This window comes from Flavobacterium sp. N2270 (assembly GCF_025947225.1).
Taxonomy (GTDB): domain Bacteria; phylum Bacteroidota; class Bacteroidia; order Flavobacteriales; family Flavobacteriaceae; genus Flavobacterium.
This window is the reverse complement of record NZ_CP110005.1, coordinates 41566-56913: the sequence shown is the minus strand read 5'-3', so window position 1 is coordinate 56913 and position 15348 is coordinate 41566. Positions and strand designations below refer to the sequence as shown.

The 15348-nt window shown below is 29.1% G+C and carries 20 protein-coding genes; 17 read left to right on the top strand and 3 right to left on the bottom strand.

Annotated features, from left to right (window positions below; genetic code table 11):
* Position 1: 1 nt before the first annotated feature.
* Positions 2-598: a Crp/Fnr family transcriptional regulator gene (locus OLM55_RS00280; RefSeq protein WP_264559424.1), complete on the bottom strand. Its 597-nt coding sequence runs from the start codon at positions 596-598 to the stop codon at positions 2-4.
* Positions 599-727: 129 nt separating this feature from the next.
* On the opposite strand from OLM55_RS00280, the gene OLM55_RS00275 reads away from it, so the two are divergent.
* The 5 genes from OLM55_RS00275 to OLM55_RS00255 are packed head-to-tail and all read left to right on the top strand — an operon-like array spanning position 728 to position 3353.
* A complete protein-coding gene (locus tag OLM55_RS00275; protein WP_264559423.1) occupies positions 728-1711 on the top strand; it encodes a DUF3365 domain-containing protein in 984 nt (327 codons plus the stop codon).
* Complete coding sequence (locus OLM55_RS00270; protein WP_264559422.1) at positions 1711-2088, top strand: rhodanese-like domain-containing protein; 378 nt, start codon at positions 1711-1713, stop codon at positions 2086-2088. Before OLM55_RS00275 ends, OLM55_RS00270 begins: the two co-directional genes overlap by 1 nt.
* Position 2089: 1 nt before the next feature.
* On the top strand, positions 2090-2293 hold the full coding sequence (locus OLM55_RS00265) for a DUF6132 family protein (RefSeq protein ID WP_264559421.1): 204 nt from the start codon (positions 2090-2092) through the stop codon (positions 2291-2293).
* On the top strand, positions 2293-2892 hold the full coding sequence (locus OLM55_RS00260; protein WP_264559420.1) for a class I SAM-dependent methyltransferase: 600 nt from the start codon (positions 2293-2295) through the stop codon (positions 2890-2892). The genes OLM55_RS00265 and OLM55_RS00260 overlap by 1 nt, the downstream gene beginning before the upstream one ends.
* Positions 2889-3353 carry a methyltransferase family protein gene (locus OLM55_RS00255; RefSeq protein WP_264559419.1) on the top strand — a complete coding sequence of 155 codons (465 nt, stop codon included), beginning with the start codon at positions 2889-2891 and terminating at the stop codon, positions 3351-3353. Before OLM55_RS00260 ends, OLM55_RS00255 begins: the two co-directional genes overlap by 4 nt.
* A 23-nt stretch (positions 3354-3376) precedes the next feature.
* On the opposite strand, the gene OLM55_RS00250 is transcribed toward OLM55_RS00255, so the two are convergent.
* Together OLM55_RS00250 and OLM55_RS00245 are read right to left on the bottom strand one after the other, a co-directional pair.
* Positions 3377-5473 carry a TonB-dependent receptor domain-containing protein gene (locus OLM55_RS00250; RefSeq protein WP_264559418.1) on the bottom strand — a complete coding sequence of 699 codons (2097 nt, stop codon included), beginning with the start codon at positions 5471-5473 and terminating at the stop codon, positions 3377-3379.
* 46 nt (positions 5474-5519) lie between these two features.
* Positions 5520-5900: a hypothetical protein gene (locus OLM55_RS00245; protein ID WP_264559417.1), complete on the bottom strand. Its 381-nt coding sequence runs from the start codon at positions 5898-5900 to the stop codon at positions 5520-5522.
* 135 nt (positions 5901-6035) lie between these two features.
* On the opposite strand from OLM55_RS00245, the gene OLM55_RS00240 reads away from it, so the two are divergent.
* The 12 genes from OLM55_RS00240 to OLM55_RS00185 all read left to right on the top strand — a co-directional run bounded on the left by OLM55_RS00240 (position 6036) and on the right by OLM55_RS00185 (position 15342).
* Complete coding sequence (locus OLM55_RS00240; protein WP_264559416.1) at positions 6036-6335, top strand: thioredoxin family protein; 300 nt, start codon at positions 6036-6038, stop codon at positions 6333-6335.
* Between the two features lie 397 nt (positions 6336-6732).
* Positions 6733-7032 carry a hypothetical protein gene (locus tag OLM55_RS00235; RefSeq protein ID WP_264559415.1) on the top strand — a complete coding sequence of 100 codons (300 nt, stop codon included), beginning with the start codon at positions 6733-6735 and terminating at the stop codon, positions 7030-7032.
* Positions 7029-8633 carry a hypothetical protein gene (locus OLM55_RS00230; protein WP_264559414.1) on the top strand — a complete coding sequence of 535 codons (1605 nt, stop codon included), beginning with the start codon at positions 7029-7031 and terminating at the stop codon, positions 8631-8633. The genes OLM55_RS00235 and OLM55_RS00230 overlap by 4 nt, the downstream gene beginning before the upstream one ends.
* Positions 8634-8709: 76 nt before the next feature.
* The gene (locus tag OLM55_RS00225; protein WP_264559413.1) at positions 8710-8937 is read left to right on the top strand and encodes a hypothetical protein; all 228 of its coding nucleotides are present in this window, start codon (positions 8710-8712) and stop codon (positions 8935-8937) included.
* Between the two features lie 81 nt (positions 8938-9018).
* Positions 9019-9627, top strand: a complete 609-nt coding sequence (locus OLM55_RS00220) for a TetR/AcrR family transcriptional regulator (RefSeq protein WP_264559412.1) — start codon at positions 9019-9021, stop codon at positions 9625-9627.
* Positions 9624-10877 carry a TolC family protein gene (locus OLM55_RS00215; protein ID WP_264559411.1) on the top strand — a complete coding sequence of 418 codons (1254 nt, stop codon included), beginning with the start codon at positions 9624-9626 and terminating at the stop codon, positions 10875-10877. The genes OLM55_RS00220 and OLM55_RS00215 overlap by 4 nt, the downstream gene beginning before the upstream one ends.
* Position 10878: 1 nt before the next feature.
* On the top strand, positions 10879-11751 hold the full coding sequence (locus OLM55_RS00210; RefSeq protein ID WP_264559410.1) for an HlyD family secretion protein: 873 nt from the start codon (positions 10879-10881) through the stop codon (positions 11749-11751).
* A gap of 29 nt (positions 11752-11780) precedes the next feature.
* Positions 11781-12230 (top strand): hypothetical protein, encoded by a 450-nt coding sequence (locus tag OLM55_RS00205; protein ID WP_264559409.1) that lies wholly within the window; start codon positions 11781-11783, stop codon positions 12228-12230.
* A complete protein-coding gene (locus OLM55_RS00200; RefSeq protein ID WP_264559408.1) occupies positions 12230-12514 on the top strand; it encodes a hypothetical protein in 285 nt (94 codons plus the stop codon). The genes OLM55_RS00205 and OLM55_RS00200 overlap by 1 nt, the downstream gene beginning before the upstream one ends.
* A gap of 72 nt (positions 12515-12586) precedes the next feature.
* A complete protein-coding gene (locus OLM55_RS00195; RefSeq protein WP_264559407.1) occupies positions 12587-13483 on the top strand; it encodes an ABC transporter ATP-binding protein in 897 nt (298 codons plus the stop codon).
* Positions 13484-13485: 2 nt separating this feature from the next.
* Positions 13486-14220, top strand: coding sequence for an ABC transporter ATP-binding protein (locus OLM55_RS00190; protein WP_264559406.1), 735 nt, complete (start codon positions 13486-13488; stop codon positions 14218-14220).
* Between the two features lie 15 nt (positions 14221-14235).
* The gene (locus OLM55_RS00185) at positions 14236-15342 is read left to right on the top strand and encodes an ABC transporter permease (protein ID WP_264559405.1); all 1107 of its coding nucleotides are present in this window, start codon (positions 14236-14238) and stop codon (positions 15340-15342) included.
* The last annotated feature ends 6 nt before the right edge of the window (positions 15343-15348 follow it).

Genomic DNA, 15348 nt, shown 5'->3' with positions numbered 1-15348 from the left:
TTTAGAAGAATAATTTATGATTGTTGATTTCTGCTTTGTTGTTTTTTTTCATTTGAGTTAAAGTTCTAATAACGGTTTCAACACGCAAACCAGTAAAGTCAGCAATCTCTTGCCTTGTATATGGTATTTGAATTTTTTCAGAATCTGAAACCCCATTTTTTTGTTTGTAGTCTATCAAAAAAGCAATAATTCTATGTTCAGGTTTTTGATTGACTATATGTTTGTTAGTTAATGCTTTTCTAAAAACGCGTAAAGCTAATAGTTGCATAATACTTTTATTAATTTCAGGGTATTCTTGAATAATAGTTAAAAATTTGTCTTTAGAAATTTTAATTATAACACTATCTTCAATTGCTAAAGCTGAACAGGGATAAATTTCATCAATAAATAAAGGAGGTTCTCCAAAACTGTTTCCTTTCTCAAAAACGCCTTGTGTAAATTCTTTTCCATCTTCATTCGTGCAAAACATTTTTATTGAACCTTCAATTACTTGGTAATAAAACAAAGCCATTTCATCTTCATAAAATATAATTTCTTCTTTTTGATATTTCTTAGAAACAGCACCCCAAGTATATAATATATCTACATCTATTTGCATAAAATATAAATTAAGAAATTACAAATTTTCATAAATTTAATAAAAATAAATATGATAATTATCATTAGTGTAACATTTATTACATTTAATAATCAATGAATTATATAAATTTGTGTAACTATATTTATTATGAAAAAATTACTTATACTATCCCTATCAATTTTGCTTTTTTCTTGCAACAAAAAGAAAGAAACATATCAAGATGTTGATAATGAACAAGTTTTTGTGTATGATACACACGAGGCTAAAGAATTAATGGAAAAACATTGTTATTTATGCCATAGTCCAACTGCTGATGAAGTTACAGGAAGAATTGCGCCTCCAATGGTTGCAATTAAAGCTAGGTATATTGATAAAGAAGGATATAATAAAACAGAATTTATTAAAGCTGTTTCAGAATTTGTAAATCATCCAACCGATGATAAAGCGTTAATGTATGGAGCTGTAAAAAAGTTTGGAGTAATGCCTAAACAAGTTTTTCCTGATAGTGTAGTCGTTAAAATAGCATCTTTCATGTATGATTATAAAATTGATTCCCCAGAATGGTTTGCTTCACACTGGCAAGGACATGGAAATAAGAATTGGGAACAATCAGGAAAAGAATATGTGGCTCAAGAAAAAGAAAAAACATTTGCCGATATTGGTTTAGAGTATGCATTAGGAACTAAAAAAGTTTTGGGTAAAAATTTAATGGGTACTATCCAAAAGAAAGGAACTATAGAAGCTTTAGCTTTTTGTAATATTCAAGCAATGCCTTTAACAGATAGTATGTCAGTGCATCACAACGCTATTATAAAAAGAGTTTCAGATAGAAATAGAAACCCTAATAATAAGGCAAATGCAGAAGAATTGAAATATATTGATCAATTTAAAAAGCAAATGGTTGCTAAGCAAGAAATAAAACCAGTTGTTGTTGAACAAGACAATAAAGTTCAGTTTTATTATCCAATAGAAACAAACACAATGTGTCTTCAATGTCATGGAAAACCTGAAAACATTAAACCTGATGTGCAAGCAAAAATAAAAGCTTTATATCCTAAAGATTTAGCCGTTGGTTACGGAGAAAATGAAGTTAGAGGAATTTGGAGTATTACTTTTGATAAGAAAAAATAATGGAAACTATAAAAATAAAAGAAGTTTGCCCAACAAGCACTTTAGAATTAATAAAACGCAATTATCTTTTGATAGATGTACGTGAAGAAAATGAATTCCATCAATTTTCATTTGATGTACCTCGTGTTCTTCATATTCCTCTTAGTAAATTAGAGGAACGAATGAATGAGATTCCTAAAAATGAAAAAGTTATTTTAGTTTGTTTAACTGGCGAACGAAGTTTAAGAGCAGTCCAATTTTTAAATGAATATGGGTTTACCAATTTATTGAACATGAAAAAAGGACTTTCAAAATGGGCTCAAAAAGGATATCCTATAAAAGGTGTAGCAATTATTGAAGAAAAATCATGTTGTGGAGGACACTCACATTGTAATTAAAATGACAAAAAAACAATATATTATTACAGGAATTGGAGTAGTGGTAGGTTTAGTTGCAGGTTATGTATATTATTTGCAAGTTGGATGTGCTTCAGGAACATGTGCTATAACATCAAAACCAGTAAACAGTACTTTGTATGGCGGTTTAATGGGTGGTTTGTTATTTAATATGTTTGTCACTTCTCCCAAAAAGAAAGATAAATAATGAATGACTTTTGGAATGAACGATATGCTAAAAAAGAATATGCTTATGGAATACATCCTAATCAGTTTTTAGCCGATTCTATTTTGAAACTACCAAAGCACGGAAAAATTTTATTTCCCGCTGAAGGTGAAGGTAGAAATGCTGTTTTTGCTGCTAAAAACGGATTTGAAGTTGCTGCTTTTGATTTAAGTAGTGAAGGAAAAAAGAAAGCGGATGAATTAGCAAGTGATAATGATGTAAAAATTGATTATCGAGTTGGAATGTTAGAAGATTTGAATTTTGAACCAAATTCTTTTGATGGAGTAGTATTCATTTATGCTCATTTTCCAAAGGCAATTCGAAAAGCACTGCATCAACAAATTTTACGATTAGTAAAACCAAATGGAGTTATAGTTTTTGAAGCTTTTAGCAAAGAACAATTAGACTATCCTTCTGGTGGACCAAAAGAGTTTGCTATGCTTTTTTCGGAAGAAGAAGTAAAAGAGGAATTTGAAAATGTTGATTTTGATTTTCTAAAAACCGAAATTATTGAATTAAATGAAGGAGTATTTCATCAAGGAAAAGGATCTGTCGTTCGATTTATAGGAAAGAAAAGATGATAAAATCTTGGAAAGATTATCTATTTGTAAGCATACAATTTCTATTATTTGGATTGTATGCTTTTGATTTTTTACCAGCTTTTGAACTTCCACAATTAGTTAAATATATTGGCTTGATTTTTTCAATTTTAGGTTTTTTGATTGCTGTACTTTCGGTTTTGCAACTCAATAAAAATCTGACTGTTTTTCCAACACCAAAAACAGATTCTGAATTAATGACCTTTGGAATGTACAAATTCAGTAGGCATCCAATTTACACCGGACTTATTTTATTTACTTTTGGATATGCCTTTTTTAAAGCATCACTTTTTAAAGTTTTAATTGCTTTGGTTCTTTTGTTGTTGTTTTATTTTAAAACCAATTACGAAGAGCAGAAATTACTTCAAAAGTTTTCAAATTATAAAGATTACAAGAAAAAAGTAAACCGATTTTTCCCCAAAATAAAAAATCCTCAAGCATAATTACTTGAGGATTTTTTGATCCATTAAAATTTATAATTTACAAACAAAGTAAAGTTTCTACCCGGTTCTGTAATAGGAACTCTACCATAACCTGCCACATTGTTGAAAGCAAAAGTCAAGTGATTATTGTAATATTGGTCAAACACATTTAAAAGTCCCATTCCTATAGATAATGATTCAATAGGTTTGTACCCAATGTTTAAATCCATTACTTCGTAACCAGCTGTTGCAATTTCATCATAACTGGTTGCAATTTTATTTTGTTTAGCTGTTAACGTATAAAGCGCTTTAGCCCAAAACTTTTTGTAATCATAACCTAATTTCAATCTGGTTACTAAAGGTGGCGTTAAAGGTAAACTTTCGTTGAAATCTTTATTTTCGGTATATGTGTAAGATACTTCTGTACCAAAATTAAAATTGTTATAAAACTGTACATTTCCATAAACTTCAAATCCTGTTTTTAAAGCATTGTCAATGTTTCTAAATACTTTTGGATGAATAGGTGGTGTGGTTGAATTGTATTTTCTAATTAAAGTTTCATCAACAACTCCTAAAATATAGTTTTCATAAATAGAATAGAAGACCGAAGTTCCAAACTGTACCTCATTAAAGAATCCGTTTAATTTTGATTTTCCATCAAAACTCAATTCAAATTGATTGTTTACTTCTGGTTTCAAATTTGGATTTCCCACATATTCATAAGCATCTCTTCCAATGTTGAAGAAGGCAATGTAACGCTCTTCTATGTTGGCAGCTCTTGTTCCTCTACCAAAAGAAGCTTCCATTATATAGTTTGAATTGAACAAATATTGATAGGAAACTGTTCCACTATAAAGTGTTTCGTTTCTTTTTTCTAAGTTTGGATACAAAGCTGCAAAAGTGGCATCTAAATCATTTGCATCAGAAGTAACAAAATCCAAACGAGAACCAACAGTTAACCATGATTTATTAGATGCTTTAATTTTAGTTTCTGCAAAGTAACCAAAATCATTAGAGTAACTGTCTTGCCAAACTTTATCATAAAAAGCTATTGGAGTAGGTAATGGATTTCCCATCATGTTGACTTTTACTAATCGATCTCTACCACCATCTCTTGATAAATTTACCATATCAACTCCAGTAAACAAGTTAATTTTAGTACCCAATCGCCATTCTGTTTCTATTTTTCCACCATAAGTTAAGGCTTCTACTTTAGAAACCGCTTCTGAATTTGCAAATGATGCTCTTCTAGTATTACTCATAATATGATCTACAAAAGAATAATAGGCTTTAGCTGTTAATCCTTTAAAATAGGTTCCTGTGTTTTCCCATTTATAATCTAAATTAGCGAGTGTACTGTTGTCTTCGTCCGTATCCATTGGTAATCCAGCATGCAATACATCTCTACCAAAATTTTGACGGAAAGTAGCTTGTAAACGTTGATTGTCTGCAATTTGATAACCTGTTTTTAATCCGTAACTGATACTTCTAAAAGAAGAAGGTATTTCATTTTGATTACCATCTTCATAATTACCATAATCTCTGTAACTGAAATTTCCAGAAAAATCAAACTTTTTAATTTTACTTTCTAAAGAAAATAGGTTCACAATTGAATTGCCGTTGCTTTCATATCCAGAAGAAAAACTTCCTCCAATAATTTTTTTGTTATTTGCTGGAGATTTAGAAACGAGATTGATAAGTCCGGCAAAAGTATTTCCATAACGTACAGAAAAAGGTCCTTTTATGATTTCAATTTTAGTAATTTCTTCTGGATTAATTAGAGTGGTAACTGGATCCATTCGGTTTGGACACGCATGAAAAGCTTTTGTTCCACCATCTATTTGTACGTTTAATTGTTCGTATTGCGAAGCTCTAAAAGCTGGATCAACAGCATAATTTCCTCTTTTAATAAGGTGAAAACCATTGATGTCTTCAAATAATTCTCCTGAGTTTTTAGGTTGGACTACTTTTTCTGTAAAATCTTTTTTTACAATAATTTGAGCAGGATTTTTTGTTAATGATTTAGTAACTATAACTTCATTTAAAAGAGTAACTTTTACTGAGTCTACTTCTTTAACTGGTTCTTGTGCATACAAGAAAGTTGTGCCTAGTACAACTAAGGCCAATATTGATTTTTTCATTTTTATAAATTTGATTTAATATATAAGCTATTAAGCTGCCGAGTTATTAAATCAAACTTTGTGGTGGATGTTCTAAAGGGTGTTTTTTAATTGATTTTATTAAAAAATCATTAAAAAGTTTTCTTTTTTTCTCAATAAAAGCATAGCTTTTAAAGTCATAGCTCCAAGCTGAATTGAAAAATGTAATTTCTATGTCAAAAAATGTTTTTTTAGAATTGTTTTGAGTTTCTTTTTCAGAACTTATTTTCTTTAAATGACATTTACCATTACATTTTAATTCAGGTTTTTTAATATTTGAACAATATTTTTCTGTAAAATGTTCGTTGTCAAAAATAAATTCATATTGCAAAATAGCTGTTTTAAAATTAAAACATAATACACTAAATGTGATTATTAGAATTAAACTATTATGAATTGAAATTTTCATGCAATTTTTTATATCATACAAAATTCCTAGTATTTTTTTACTTGATAAGTAATATTTGTTACAAACTGAAATTTTAAAATTAATTACATTAGCTTTAATTAACTACTTACACTGTTTTTATATACTTTTTAAAATATGTCAAATAAATTTCCTCAAATAATAAAATCAGAAGGTTCAATTTTAGTTGAATTTATTAATTCTAATTGCGAACCTTGTGCAATGATTGAGCCTACATTGTTACAAATTAAAAAATCTATTGGCAATCGTATTGAAATTCTGGTTGTAGAAGTTGATGAAGTGCCAGAAGTTGTAAATCTTTACAATATAGATTCTGTTCCTACAACTGCTTTATTTCAAAATGGAGAGTTAATTTGGAAAACTGCCGAAGTTTTATCAAAACAAAAACTTCTAGAAAAAATACTAGATATTGTTTAAAATCATATATTTACGTAATGAAATTTAAGGTTTACATATTATTTATCTACTTAGTTGTTTTAATAGCTCTGCCATCGGTGCGTGCTGTAAAACTTCAATTTTGTAATAATAGTAAACAAACTTGTAATAATTCAGAGCAAAAAGAATGCGATACTGGCAAGTTTGTAATGAGCTTAAATTTTAGTCCATTGCAAATTATAAAGAGTTATAATTATAATTTAAATTTTGAGCTTTTTGATTTCGAATTAAAAAAAGAAACTTCTTTTTATGATTCTTTTTTCGTTTCAAATTTTCAAAATAATATTTGGCACCCTCCAAAAGTATAGTTATTTGTTTTTTAAAACGATTAACCATATTATTTTTTAATACTATGGTATAACTATATATGTCAATATTTATGAAAAAAATTATATTAATGGTATTGTTTGTTTCTCTAATTGCTTTTGGGAAAGAAACAATTACCAAAACGTTGATTGCAAGTAACTATAATAATATAGTACTTGTGTCAAAACCAGTTTTACATACTAATTTGCTCTCAACGAATAAGGTTAGTTGCGCTCAATGTCATGGTTGTAAAAACGATGCCGACTTTTCTTTGGAGGATAATTCATTAGAATTGTTACAAATTAATAATGTTGAACGAGATACAATAAGCAATAAAAAAAAGGAAGTAGAACTTAAACAAAATAAATCATGAAATTTTTTTTAAAAATTATAGCGATGATTTTTGTTTTTCAATCATCATTTGCACAAAGTGATTTTCCTTATGATGTTATACTAACACCAGTTACAGTAGCTGGATTGCCAGGATTGCATTCCTATGCAGTTGGGCAACATAATGGGAAATGGCTTATAATTGGAGGACGAAAAGATGGTTTACATGCGCGCCAACCTTTTAATGCCTTTCCAGGAAGTTTAAATAACACTGATATGTATGTAGTAGATATTGCTACTCAACAATCATGGACTGCTTCTGTTAATTCTTTAGCTACAGATTTAAAGGAACAGTTACAATCTACTAATATGAATTTCTATCAAGATGGAGATGTTTTATATATTATTGGTGGTTATGCTTATTCTGCAACTGCTGCTGATCATAAAACTTTTGATGGTTTAATATCTGTTGATGTACCAAATCTTATTAATGCAATTGTAAATAACACCTCAATTACTTCTTATTTTAAGCAAATTACAAATGCAAGTTTTGCTATAACTGGAGGTTATTTAGGTAAAATAGGAAATGAGTTTTATTTAGTTGGAGGTCATAAATTTGACGGCCGATATAATCCTATGAATAATCCAACATTTACTCAAACTTACTCTAATTCTATTCGAAAATTTGAAATTGATAACTCAGGAACTCAATTGTCGTTTAGTAATTATTCTGAAATTACAGATGCAGTACATTTACACAGAAGAGATTATAACTTAGTGCCTCAAGTTTTTCCTAACGGAGAGCTTGGTTACACTATTTCTTCGGGTGTTTTTCAAATAAATGCCGATTTACCTTTTTTGTATCCAGTAGATATTAAGTCAAGTGGATATTTTCCTCAAACGAATTTCAATCAGTATTTGAGTAATTATCATTGTGCAAATGCTAGTTTGTATGATGCGACAAATAATAATATGCATAACTTGTTTTTCGGAGGATTAAGTCAGTACTATTATAATAATGGGACTTTAGTTCAAGATGATACAGTTCCATTTGTAAAAACAATTAGTAGAACAAAAAGAGCAGCAAATGGTTCATTAACCGAATATCAATTGCCTGTAGAAATGCCTAATTTAAAAGGTGCTGGATCAGAATTTATTCCAAATGAAAGTTTACCTAATTATTCAAATGGTGTTATAAAACTTTCTGATATTACAGCGTCTGAATTTATTATAGGTCATATTTATGGAGGAATTCAAAGTTCATCTATTTCTGCATTTACAGATAATCAAACAAATCTTACAAGTGCCGATCCATCTGTTTATGAGGTTAAATTGGTTTATAATCCTACTTTAAATCATGATTTGATAGACGGATCAAATCCTTTTAGTTTTTCGGTGTATCCAAACCCTGCAGTAAATGACACCGTAAATATAAAGTTTTCTATACCTTATAGTTCAGAATTAGAATATATTATGTCTAGTGTTGATGGGAAAATTTTATCTGAAGGGATAATTGAAGGCCTAAAAGTAGGTTATAACGAAATGAACTTTAATTTAGAAGAAGCAAAAACAAATATTGTAATTTTGACTTTTGTTTTTGATCATAAATTTTATTCTTCTAAAAAAATCATAAAAAAACAATAAAGTTAAATGTGCAATTAAATAATTATATATATTTGTTGCACAAGTTTTTATAAAAAATAAATTAATATTTTATATCATGAAAAAAGTAATCACAATAGTAGCTATTGCTGCATTTATGTTCTCTGTAGATGCTACAGCTCAAACTCAAAAAAAGAAAGAAGCTAAAAAAACTGAAAAAGCAGCATGTTGTTCTTCTGAAAAGAAAGAGGTGGCTTCAGCTTCATCTGAGAAAAAAGCATGTGGAACAGAAGCTAAAAGTTCTTGTTGCTCTTCTAAAAAAGTAGAAGCTAAAAAAGAAGATTAATCACAAAATTAAAAGCATTTCTTTATTGAGATGCTTTTTTTTGTATCTTTGTTAACCAAATGGTTGAACCGATTAGTTAAAATGGAGAAAACAGAATATAATACAGAAGAAATAATATTGAAAAGTGCGATAACCATTTTTCATAAAAAAGGAATGGCTGGTGCAAGAATGCAAGAAATTGCTGACGAAGCTGGAATTAACAAAGCGATGTTGCATTATTATTTTAGAAGTAAGCAATTGCTTTTTGAAGCTGTTTTTAAAAAAGCATTTATGCAATTGGCACCACAAATTCATCAAGTGTTAAATTCTCAAGATTCGTTGTTTGATAAAATTGAAAATTTTGCAGGTAAGTATATTTCATTTGTTATGGAAAATAGGTTTTTACCCACATTTATTATTCAAGAATTAAACAATAATCCTGAATTTACGAATCAATTTTTTAGTCAAGCTGAATTTCCTAAACCAACGCATTTTCTATTGCAAATTGAAGAAGAAATCCAAAAGGGAACCATAAGAAATGTAAATCCAAAACAAGTATTAATTGATATGTTTTCGTTATCTGTTTTTCCATTTGTTGGAGCACCTTTGCTTCAAAAAATAACAAACTCGAATGAAGAAGAATATAACAATTTGTTAATAGAGCGCAAAACACATATAGCTTCAATGCTAATAAATAGTATTAAAAAATGAGAAATTTAATTATAATTTTATTCCTGTTTTTTGGATCTTTCCTTCAAGCTCAACAAAAAATTACATTGAACGAATGTTATGATTTGGTAGAAAAAAATTATCCATTAGCTAAACAGACTAATTTACTGCAACAAAAATCTGCTTTAGAAATTGATGCATTAAACAAAGCAAAATTGCCCAAAATTGATATTAACGCTCAAGCAACCTATCAATCTGCCGTAACACAATTGCCTATTAGTTTGCCAAACGTAACAATTACACCTTTAAATAAAGATCAATATAGAGCTACTTTAGATGTTAATCAGTTAATTTATAATGGTGGAATGATTGAGGCTAATTCTAAATTAAAAGAAGTTCAAACGCAAACGGTTCAACAACAAGTTACAGTTAATTTGTATCAATTAAAATCGAGAATTAATTATTCTTATATGATGATTTTATTGTGGCAAGAACAAAATCGATTGTTGATTTCAAAGAAGAATTCAATTTTAGAAAAAATTAGCGAAGTTAAATCTGGAGTTAGAAATGGAGCTATTTTACCAGCATCAGAGCAAGTTTTAGAAGCTGAATTACTAAAGTTAGAGCAAGCTTTAACCGAAAATTCATTCCAAAGAATAAAGGAACTTCAAAATTTAGCGAGTTTAACAACTACCTCATTTGCTGAAAACACTATTCTAGAACAACCAATTTTAAATTTAGAAACTAACGGAACTAGACCGGAAATACAATTTTTCGAATTGCAACAAACTCAAATTGAGGCTTCTAAAGATGTAATTTCAAAATCAAATTTACCAAAACTAAACGCTTTTGGTCAAGCTGGTTATGGAAATCCTGGTTTGAATATGTTAAATAATTCGTTTGAGAGTTTTTATATAGTTGGTTTAAAATTAAATTGGAATGTGTTCGATTGGAATAAATCAAAAACAGAAAAAGAAGCTTTAGATGTTGCAAAAGAAATTATTTCAACTGAAAAAGAAACTTTTGAAACCAATAATCAAATGCAATTAAATGAGTTAAAATCAGAAATTTTAAAAATGGAAACTATCATTAAAACGGATGTGCAAATCATTCAATTGCTTGAAAAAGTGTTACAATCGTATGATTCTCAATTGCGCAATGGTGTAATAACTTCATCAGATTATATAACAGAGTTAAACAATCTTTTTGACGCAAAGACTAATCAAAAAATACATGAAACACAACTTCAATTAGCTAAAATAAATTATCAAACGATTAAAGGACAAAATTAAAATGAAAAATTTACTAACAATATTAATCGCATTAACTTTATTTTCTTGCAACAAGAATGATAATGAAGCAGATGCTTACGGAAATTTTGAAGCAACCGAAGTTACAATTTCAGCCGAAAGCAATGGGAAAATAGAATTTTTAAATCTTGATGAAGGAATGCAACTTGAGAAAGATGCAGTAGTTGGACAAATAGATACAGTTCAGTTGTATTTGAATAAGCAACAATTAATAGCTTCAAAAAGCACAATTTATTCTAAATCAGCTAATGTTTTGTCGCAACGGAATGTGTTGAATGAGCAATTAAAAACCACTTTAATTGAGCAAAAACGTATTAAAAATATGTTTGATGAAAATGCAGCAACTAAACGTCAAGTTGATGAAATTACGGGAAAAGTAAAAGTGTTGCAACAACAAATAAATAGTGTAGAAACACAAAATGCTCCAATTGTAAATGAAGTAAAATCAATTGAAGTTCAAATTGAAAAAATTAACGATCAACTTAAAAAATCAAAAATTATTAATCCTGTAAAAGGTACGGTTTTAGCTCAATATGCTGAACCAAATGAGATTACAGCGTTTGGAAAACCATTATATAAAATTGCTGATTTATCTGAAATGACTTTACGAGTTTATTTTAGTGAAACTCAATTATCATCAATAAAAGTTGGGCAAGAAGTAAATGTTTCAATTGATGAAAATGAAGGGACAAAACCATATAAAGGAAAAATTTCTTGGATTTCATCATCAGCTGAATTCACGCCAAAAATTATCCAAACCAAAGAAGAAAGAGTCAATTTGGTTTACGCAGTAAAAGTAATCGTTAAGAATGATGGCAGTTTGAAAATAGGAATGCCAGCAGAAGTTAAATTATAATTCAATATCAATAACTATAACTAAATACCATGAATAAATTAAAAATTACAACAATTGTGTTATCTGCATTCTTCCTTTTTTCGTGCAACGATAAAGCAAAAAATGAAACTACCGAATCAAATCAAGCAACTGAAACTGTAATTCACAATCATTCAGATGATGAGGCTATTCAATTAGATGGGGATAAAAAATGGAAAGTGGATGACAATATGATGGCTCACATTCGTAATATGGAAAAAGATATTGCTTCATTTGATAATTCAAAACCAGAAAATTATCAAGTTTTAGCAGATAATCTAAAAGAAAACCTTAATTTATTAACTTCAAATTGTACAATGAAAGGTCAGGCACACGATGAATTACACAAATGGTTATTGCCATATCTTGACTTAGTTGATGAATTTTCAAAAGATAAATCTGTCGAACAATTTACTGAAATTCAAAAATCATTTACAACATTTAATCAATACTTCGAATAATGAATTTACAAGACTTACATACAGAAGGAAAAGCAGTTCAAACGAATGTTTTATTTGAACCAACTCAAAATGTTATTTCCATACAAATTGCAAAAGGAGAACAATTAAAAGAGCATATTACAAAAATTCCAGCTTTACTGGTTTGTGTTTCTGGAGAAGCATTTTTTAGCGATGAAAATGCACAAAAAATCAGTTTGAAATCTGGTGATTATGTAAAAATTGAACCAAACGTAAAACATAAAATTGACGCAATTGAAGAAAGTAATTTTCTATTAATAAAATAAGCAATATCAAAAATCAATATCAAGTATCTTGTTGAAATTGAATTTTGAAATTGCCATTGAAATTTTAAAAACATGAGTATTTCAGTCCAAAATATTTCTAAATCTTACAACAAAATCAAAGCTATTGATTCAATTTCTTTTGAAGTAAATGAGGGAGAATTATTTGGATTAATTGGCCCAGATGGTGCAGGAAAAACGACTATTTTTAGAATTTTAACTACACTTTTAATTGCTGATGAAGGAAAGGTAACGGTAGCAAATTTCGATGTTGTTGAGGATTATAAATCCATCAGAAATTCGGTTGGATATATGCCTGGTAAGTTTTCGTTGTACCAAGATTTAACGGTTGAAGAGAATCTAACCTTTTTTGCGACTATTTTTGGAACAACTATTGAAGAAAACTACGATTTAATCGAAGATATTTACGTTCAAATTGAACCGTTTAAAAAACGTAGAGCAGGAGCTTTATCTGGTGGAATGAAACAAAAATTAGCGTTGTGTTGTGCTTTAATTCATGCTCCAAAAGTCTTGTTTTTAGACGAGCCTACAACAGGAGTTGATCCTGTTTCTCGAAAAGAATTTTGGCAAATGCTAAAACGTTTACAACAAAAAGGAATCACCATTTTAGTTTCCACACCTTATATGGATGAAGCTGCCTTATGTGATAGAATTGCTTTAATTCAAAAAGGTAAAATCTTAAAAATTGATTCACCACAAGCCATAACGGCCAATTATGAAAAAGTAATTTATGATATTCAATCTAAAAATACACACGGTTTAATTCACGATTTAAAAAACTATCCAAGTCATTATAGTGTTTATGCTTTTGGCGAATTTATTCATTACATTGATAGAAAAAAAGATTTCAATCCAAATGATTTAAAGGAATATTTAGAGCATAAGAATCATTTAGAAATTATAATAAAAAAAGCAATCACAACCATTGAAGATGTATTTATGGATTTGTAATTATGGATAAAGAAAAAATCATACAAGTAGAAAACTTAACCAAACAATTTGGCGATTTTACAGCAGTGAAAGGAATCACTTTTGATGTCTACAAAGGAGAGATTTTTGGTTTTTTGGGAGCAAACGGAGCAGGAAAAACAACTGCAATGAAAATGCTCATTGGAATTTCTAATCCAACTTCTGGTAAAGCAAATGTGGCCGGTTTTGATGTATTGACTCAAGCAGAAATGGTTAAGAAAAGCATTGGTTATATGAGTCAGAAGTTTTCTTTGTACGACGATTTAACCATTAAAGAAAATATTACTTTTTTTGGAGGAATTTATGGTTTATCGCGAAAGCAAATAAAAGAAAAAACAATCCAATTAGTACAAGAATTAGAAATGCAAGACGTTGCTGATAATTTGGTCGGTTCATTACCATTAGGTTGGAAACAAAAATTATCATTTTCAGTTGCTTTATTACACGAACCCAAAATAGTTTTTCTAGATGAACCAACTGGTGGAGTTGACCCAATAACCAGAAGACAATTTTGGGAAATGATTTACACCCAAGCATACAAAGGCACAACCATATTCGTAACCACGCATTACATGGACGAAGCCGAATATTGCGACCGTGTTTCCATAATGGTTGACGGAGTTATTGAAGCACTTGACACGCCCAAAAAATTAAAAGAACAATTCAAAGTAGATTCTATGAATGATGTTTTTTTAAAATTGGCTCGAAATATCGAGTAAACTAATTACTAAAAAATGAAAAGATTCATCGGTTTTGTAAAAAAAGAATTTTATCACATTTTTCGTGATAAACGTTCTATGTTCATACTTTTCGGAATGCCAATTGCCCAAATTATGCTGTTTGGTTTCGCCATCACAAACGAAATTAACAACGTAAAAATTGCTATTCTCGATAAATCAAAAGACACCGAAACCCAAAAAATAATTCAAAAAATAAGTAATTCCTCATATTTTGATATCGAACAAGAAATTACAACCGAAGCACAAATAGAATCTGTTTTCAAGAAAGGAAAAGTTAAAGCCGTTTTGGTTTTTGAAAATGATTTCATCAAGCATTTACAAACCCAAAAAAACGGAAAAGTGCAAGTAATCACAGATGCAACCGATCCCAATATGGCTAATACTATATCTAATTATATTACGTCGATTTTACAAAATTTCATTCAAGAAAAAAACAAAAATAATAAGCCAACATATCAAATTCAAACGCAAACCCAATTGTTTTATAATCCAGAAATGAAAAGCGTTTTTACCTTTGTTCCCGGAGTAATGACGGTAATTTTAATGTTGGTTTCAGCAATGATGACTTCTATTTCCATTACACGAGAAAAAGAATTAGGCACCATGGAGATCCTATTAGTTTCTCCGCTAAAACCGTTTCAAGTCATCATTGGAAAAGTATTTCCTTACATCTTTTTATCAGTAATCAATGCAACAGTTATTCTGCTTTTAGGTTTTTTTGTGTTCAAAATGCCTATTGAAGGAAGTCTTTTTTTATTAGCTATAGAAAGCGTTTTGTTTATAGTTTGCGCATTAGCATTAGGAATTTTAATTTCCACTTTGTCTAATTCTCAACAAACCGCCATGATGATTTCGCTATTCGGATTAATGTTGCCTGTAATCTTATTGTCAGGATTTATTTTTCCCATTTCGAGCATGCCATTACCATTACAAGTCATCAGTAATATCATTCCAGCCAAATGGTTCATCATCATCATCAAAGCCATCATGTTAAAAGGTTCAAGTTTTGCTTTAATTTGGAAAGAAACTTTAATTATTATTACAATGACAATAATTTACACAGTAATCAGCATCAGAAAATATAAAATAAGATTAGAATAATCAATT

Excerpts from the sequence above, each read along its gene's own strand:
- OLM55_RS00280 (WP_264559424.1), bottom strand. The coding sequence starts at position 598 with ATGCAAATAGATGTAGATATATTATATACTTGGGGTGCTGTTTCTAAG.
- OLM55_RS00275 (WP_264559423.1), top strand. The coding sequence starts at position 728 with ATGAAAAAATTACTTATACTATCCCTATCAATTTTGCTTTTTTCTTGC.
- OLM55_RS00270 (WP_264559422.1), top strand. The coding sequence starts at position 1,711 with ATGGAAACTATAAAAATAAAAGAAGTTTGCCCAACAAGCACTTTAGAA.
- OLM55_RS00265 (WP_264559421.1), top strand. The coding sequence starts at position 2,090 with ATGACAAAAAAACAATATATTATTACAGGAATTGGAGTAGTGGTAGGT.
- OLM55_RS00260 (WP_264559420.1), top strand. The coding sequence starts at position 2,293 with ATGAATGACTTTTGGAATGAACGATATGCTAAAAAAGAATATGCTTAT.
- OLM55_RS00255 (WP_264559419.1), top strand. The coding sequence starts at position 2,889 with ATGATAAAATCTTGGAAAGATTATCTATTTGTAAGCATACAATTTCTA.
- OLM55_RS00250 (WP_264559418.1), bottom strand. The coding sequence starts at position 5,473 with ATGAAAAAATCAATATTGGCCTTAGTTGTACTAGGCACAACTTTCTTG.
- OLM55_RS00245 (WP_264559417.1), bottom strand. The coding sequence starts at position 5,900 with ATGAAAATTTCAATTCATAATAGTTTAATTCTAATAATCACATTTAGT.
- OLM55_RS00240 (WP_264559416.1), top strand. The coding sequence starts at position 6,036 with ATGTCAAATAAATTTCCTCAAATAATAAAATCAGAAGGTTCAATTTTA.
- OLM55_RS00235 (WP_264559415.1), top strand. The coding sequence starts at position 6,733 with ATGAAAAAAATTATATTAATGGTATTGTTTGTTTCTCTAATTGCTTTT.
- OLM55_RS00230 (WP_264559414.1), top strand. The coding sequence starts at position 7,029 with ATGAAATTTTTTTTAAAAATTATAGCGATGATTTTTGTTTTTCAATCA.
- OLM55_RS00225 (WP_264559413.1), top strand. The coding sequence starts at position 8,710 with ATGAAAAAAGTAATCACAATAGTAGCTATTGCTGCATTTATGTTCTCT.
- OLM55_RS00220 (WP_264559412.1), top strand. The coding sequence starts at position 9,019 with ATGGAGAAAACAGAATATAATACAGAAGAAATAATATTGAAAAGTGCG.
- OLM55_RS00215 (WP_264559411.1), top strand. The coding sequence starts at position 9,624 with ATGAGAAATTTAATTATAATTTTATTCCTGTTTTTTGGATCTTTCCTT.
- OLM55_RS00210 (WP_264559410.1), top strand. The coding sequence starts at position 10,879 with ATGAAAAATTTACTAACAATATTAATCGCATTAACTTTATTTTCTTGC.
- OLM55_RS00205 (WP_264559409.1), top strand. The coding sequence starts at position 11,781 with ATGAATAAATTAAAAATTACAACAATTGTGTTATCTGCATTCTTCCTT.
- OLM55_RS00200 (WP_264559408.1), top strand. The coding sequence starts at position 12,230 with ATGAATTTACAAGACTTACATACAGAAGGAAAAGCAGTTCAAACGAAT.
- OLM55_RS00195 (WP_264559407.1), top strand. The coding sequence starts at position 12,587 with ATGAGTATTTCAGTCCAAAATATTTCTAAATCTTACAACAAAATCAAA.
- OLM55_RS00190 (WP_264559406.1), top strand. The coding sequence starts at position 13,486 with ATGGATAAAGAAAAAATCATACAAGTAGAAAACTTAACCAAACAATTT.
- OLM55_RS00185 (WP_264559405.1), top strand. The coding sequence starts at position 14,236 with ATGAAAAGATTCATCGGTTTTGTAAAAAAAGAATTTTATCACATTTTT.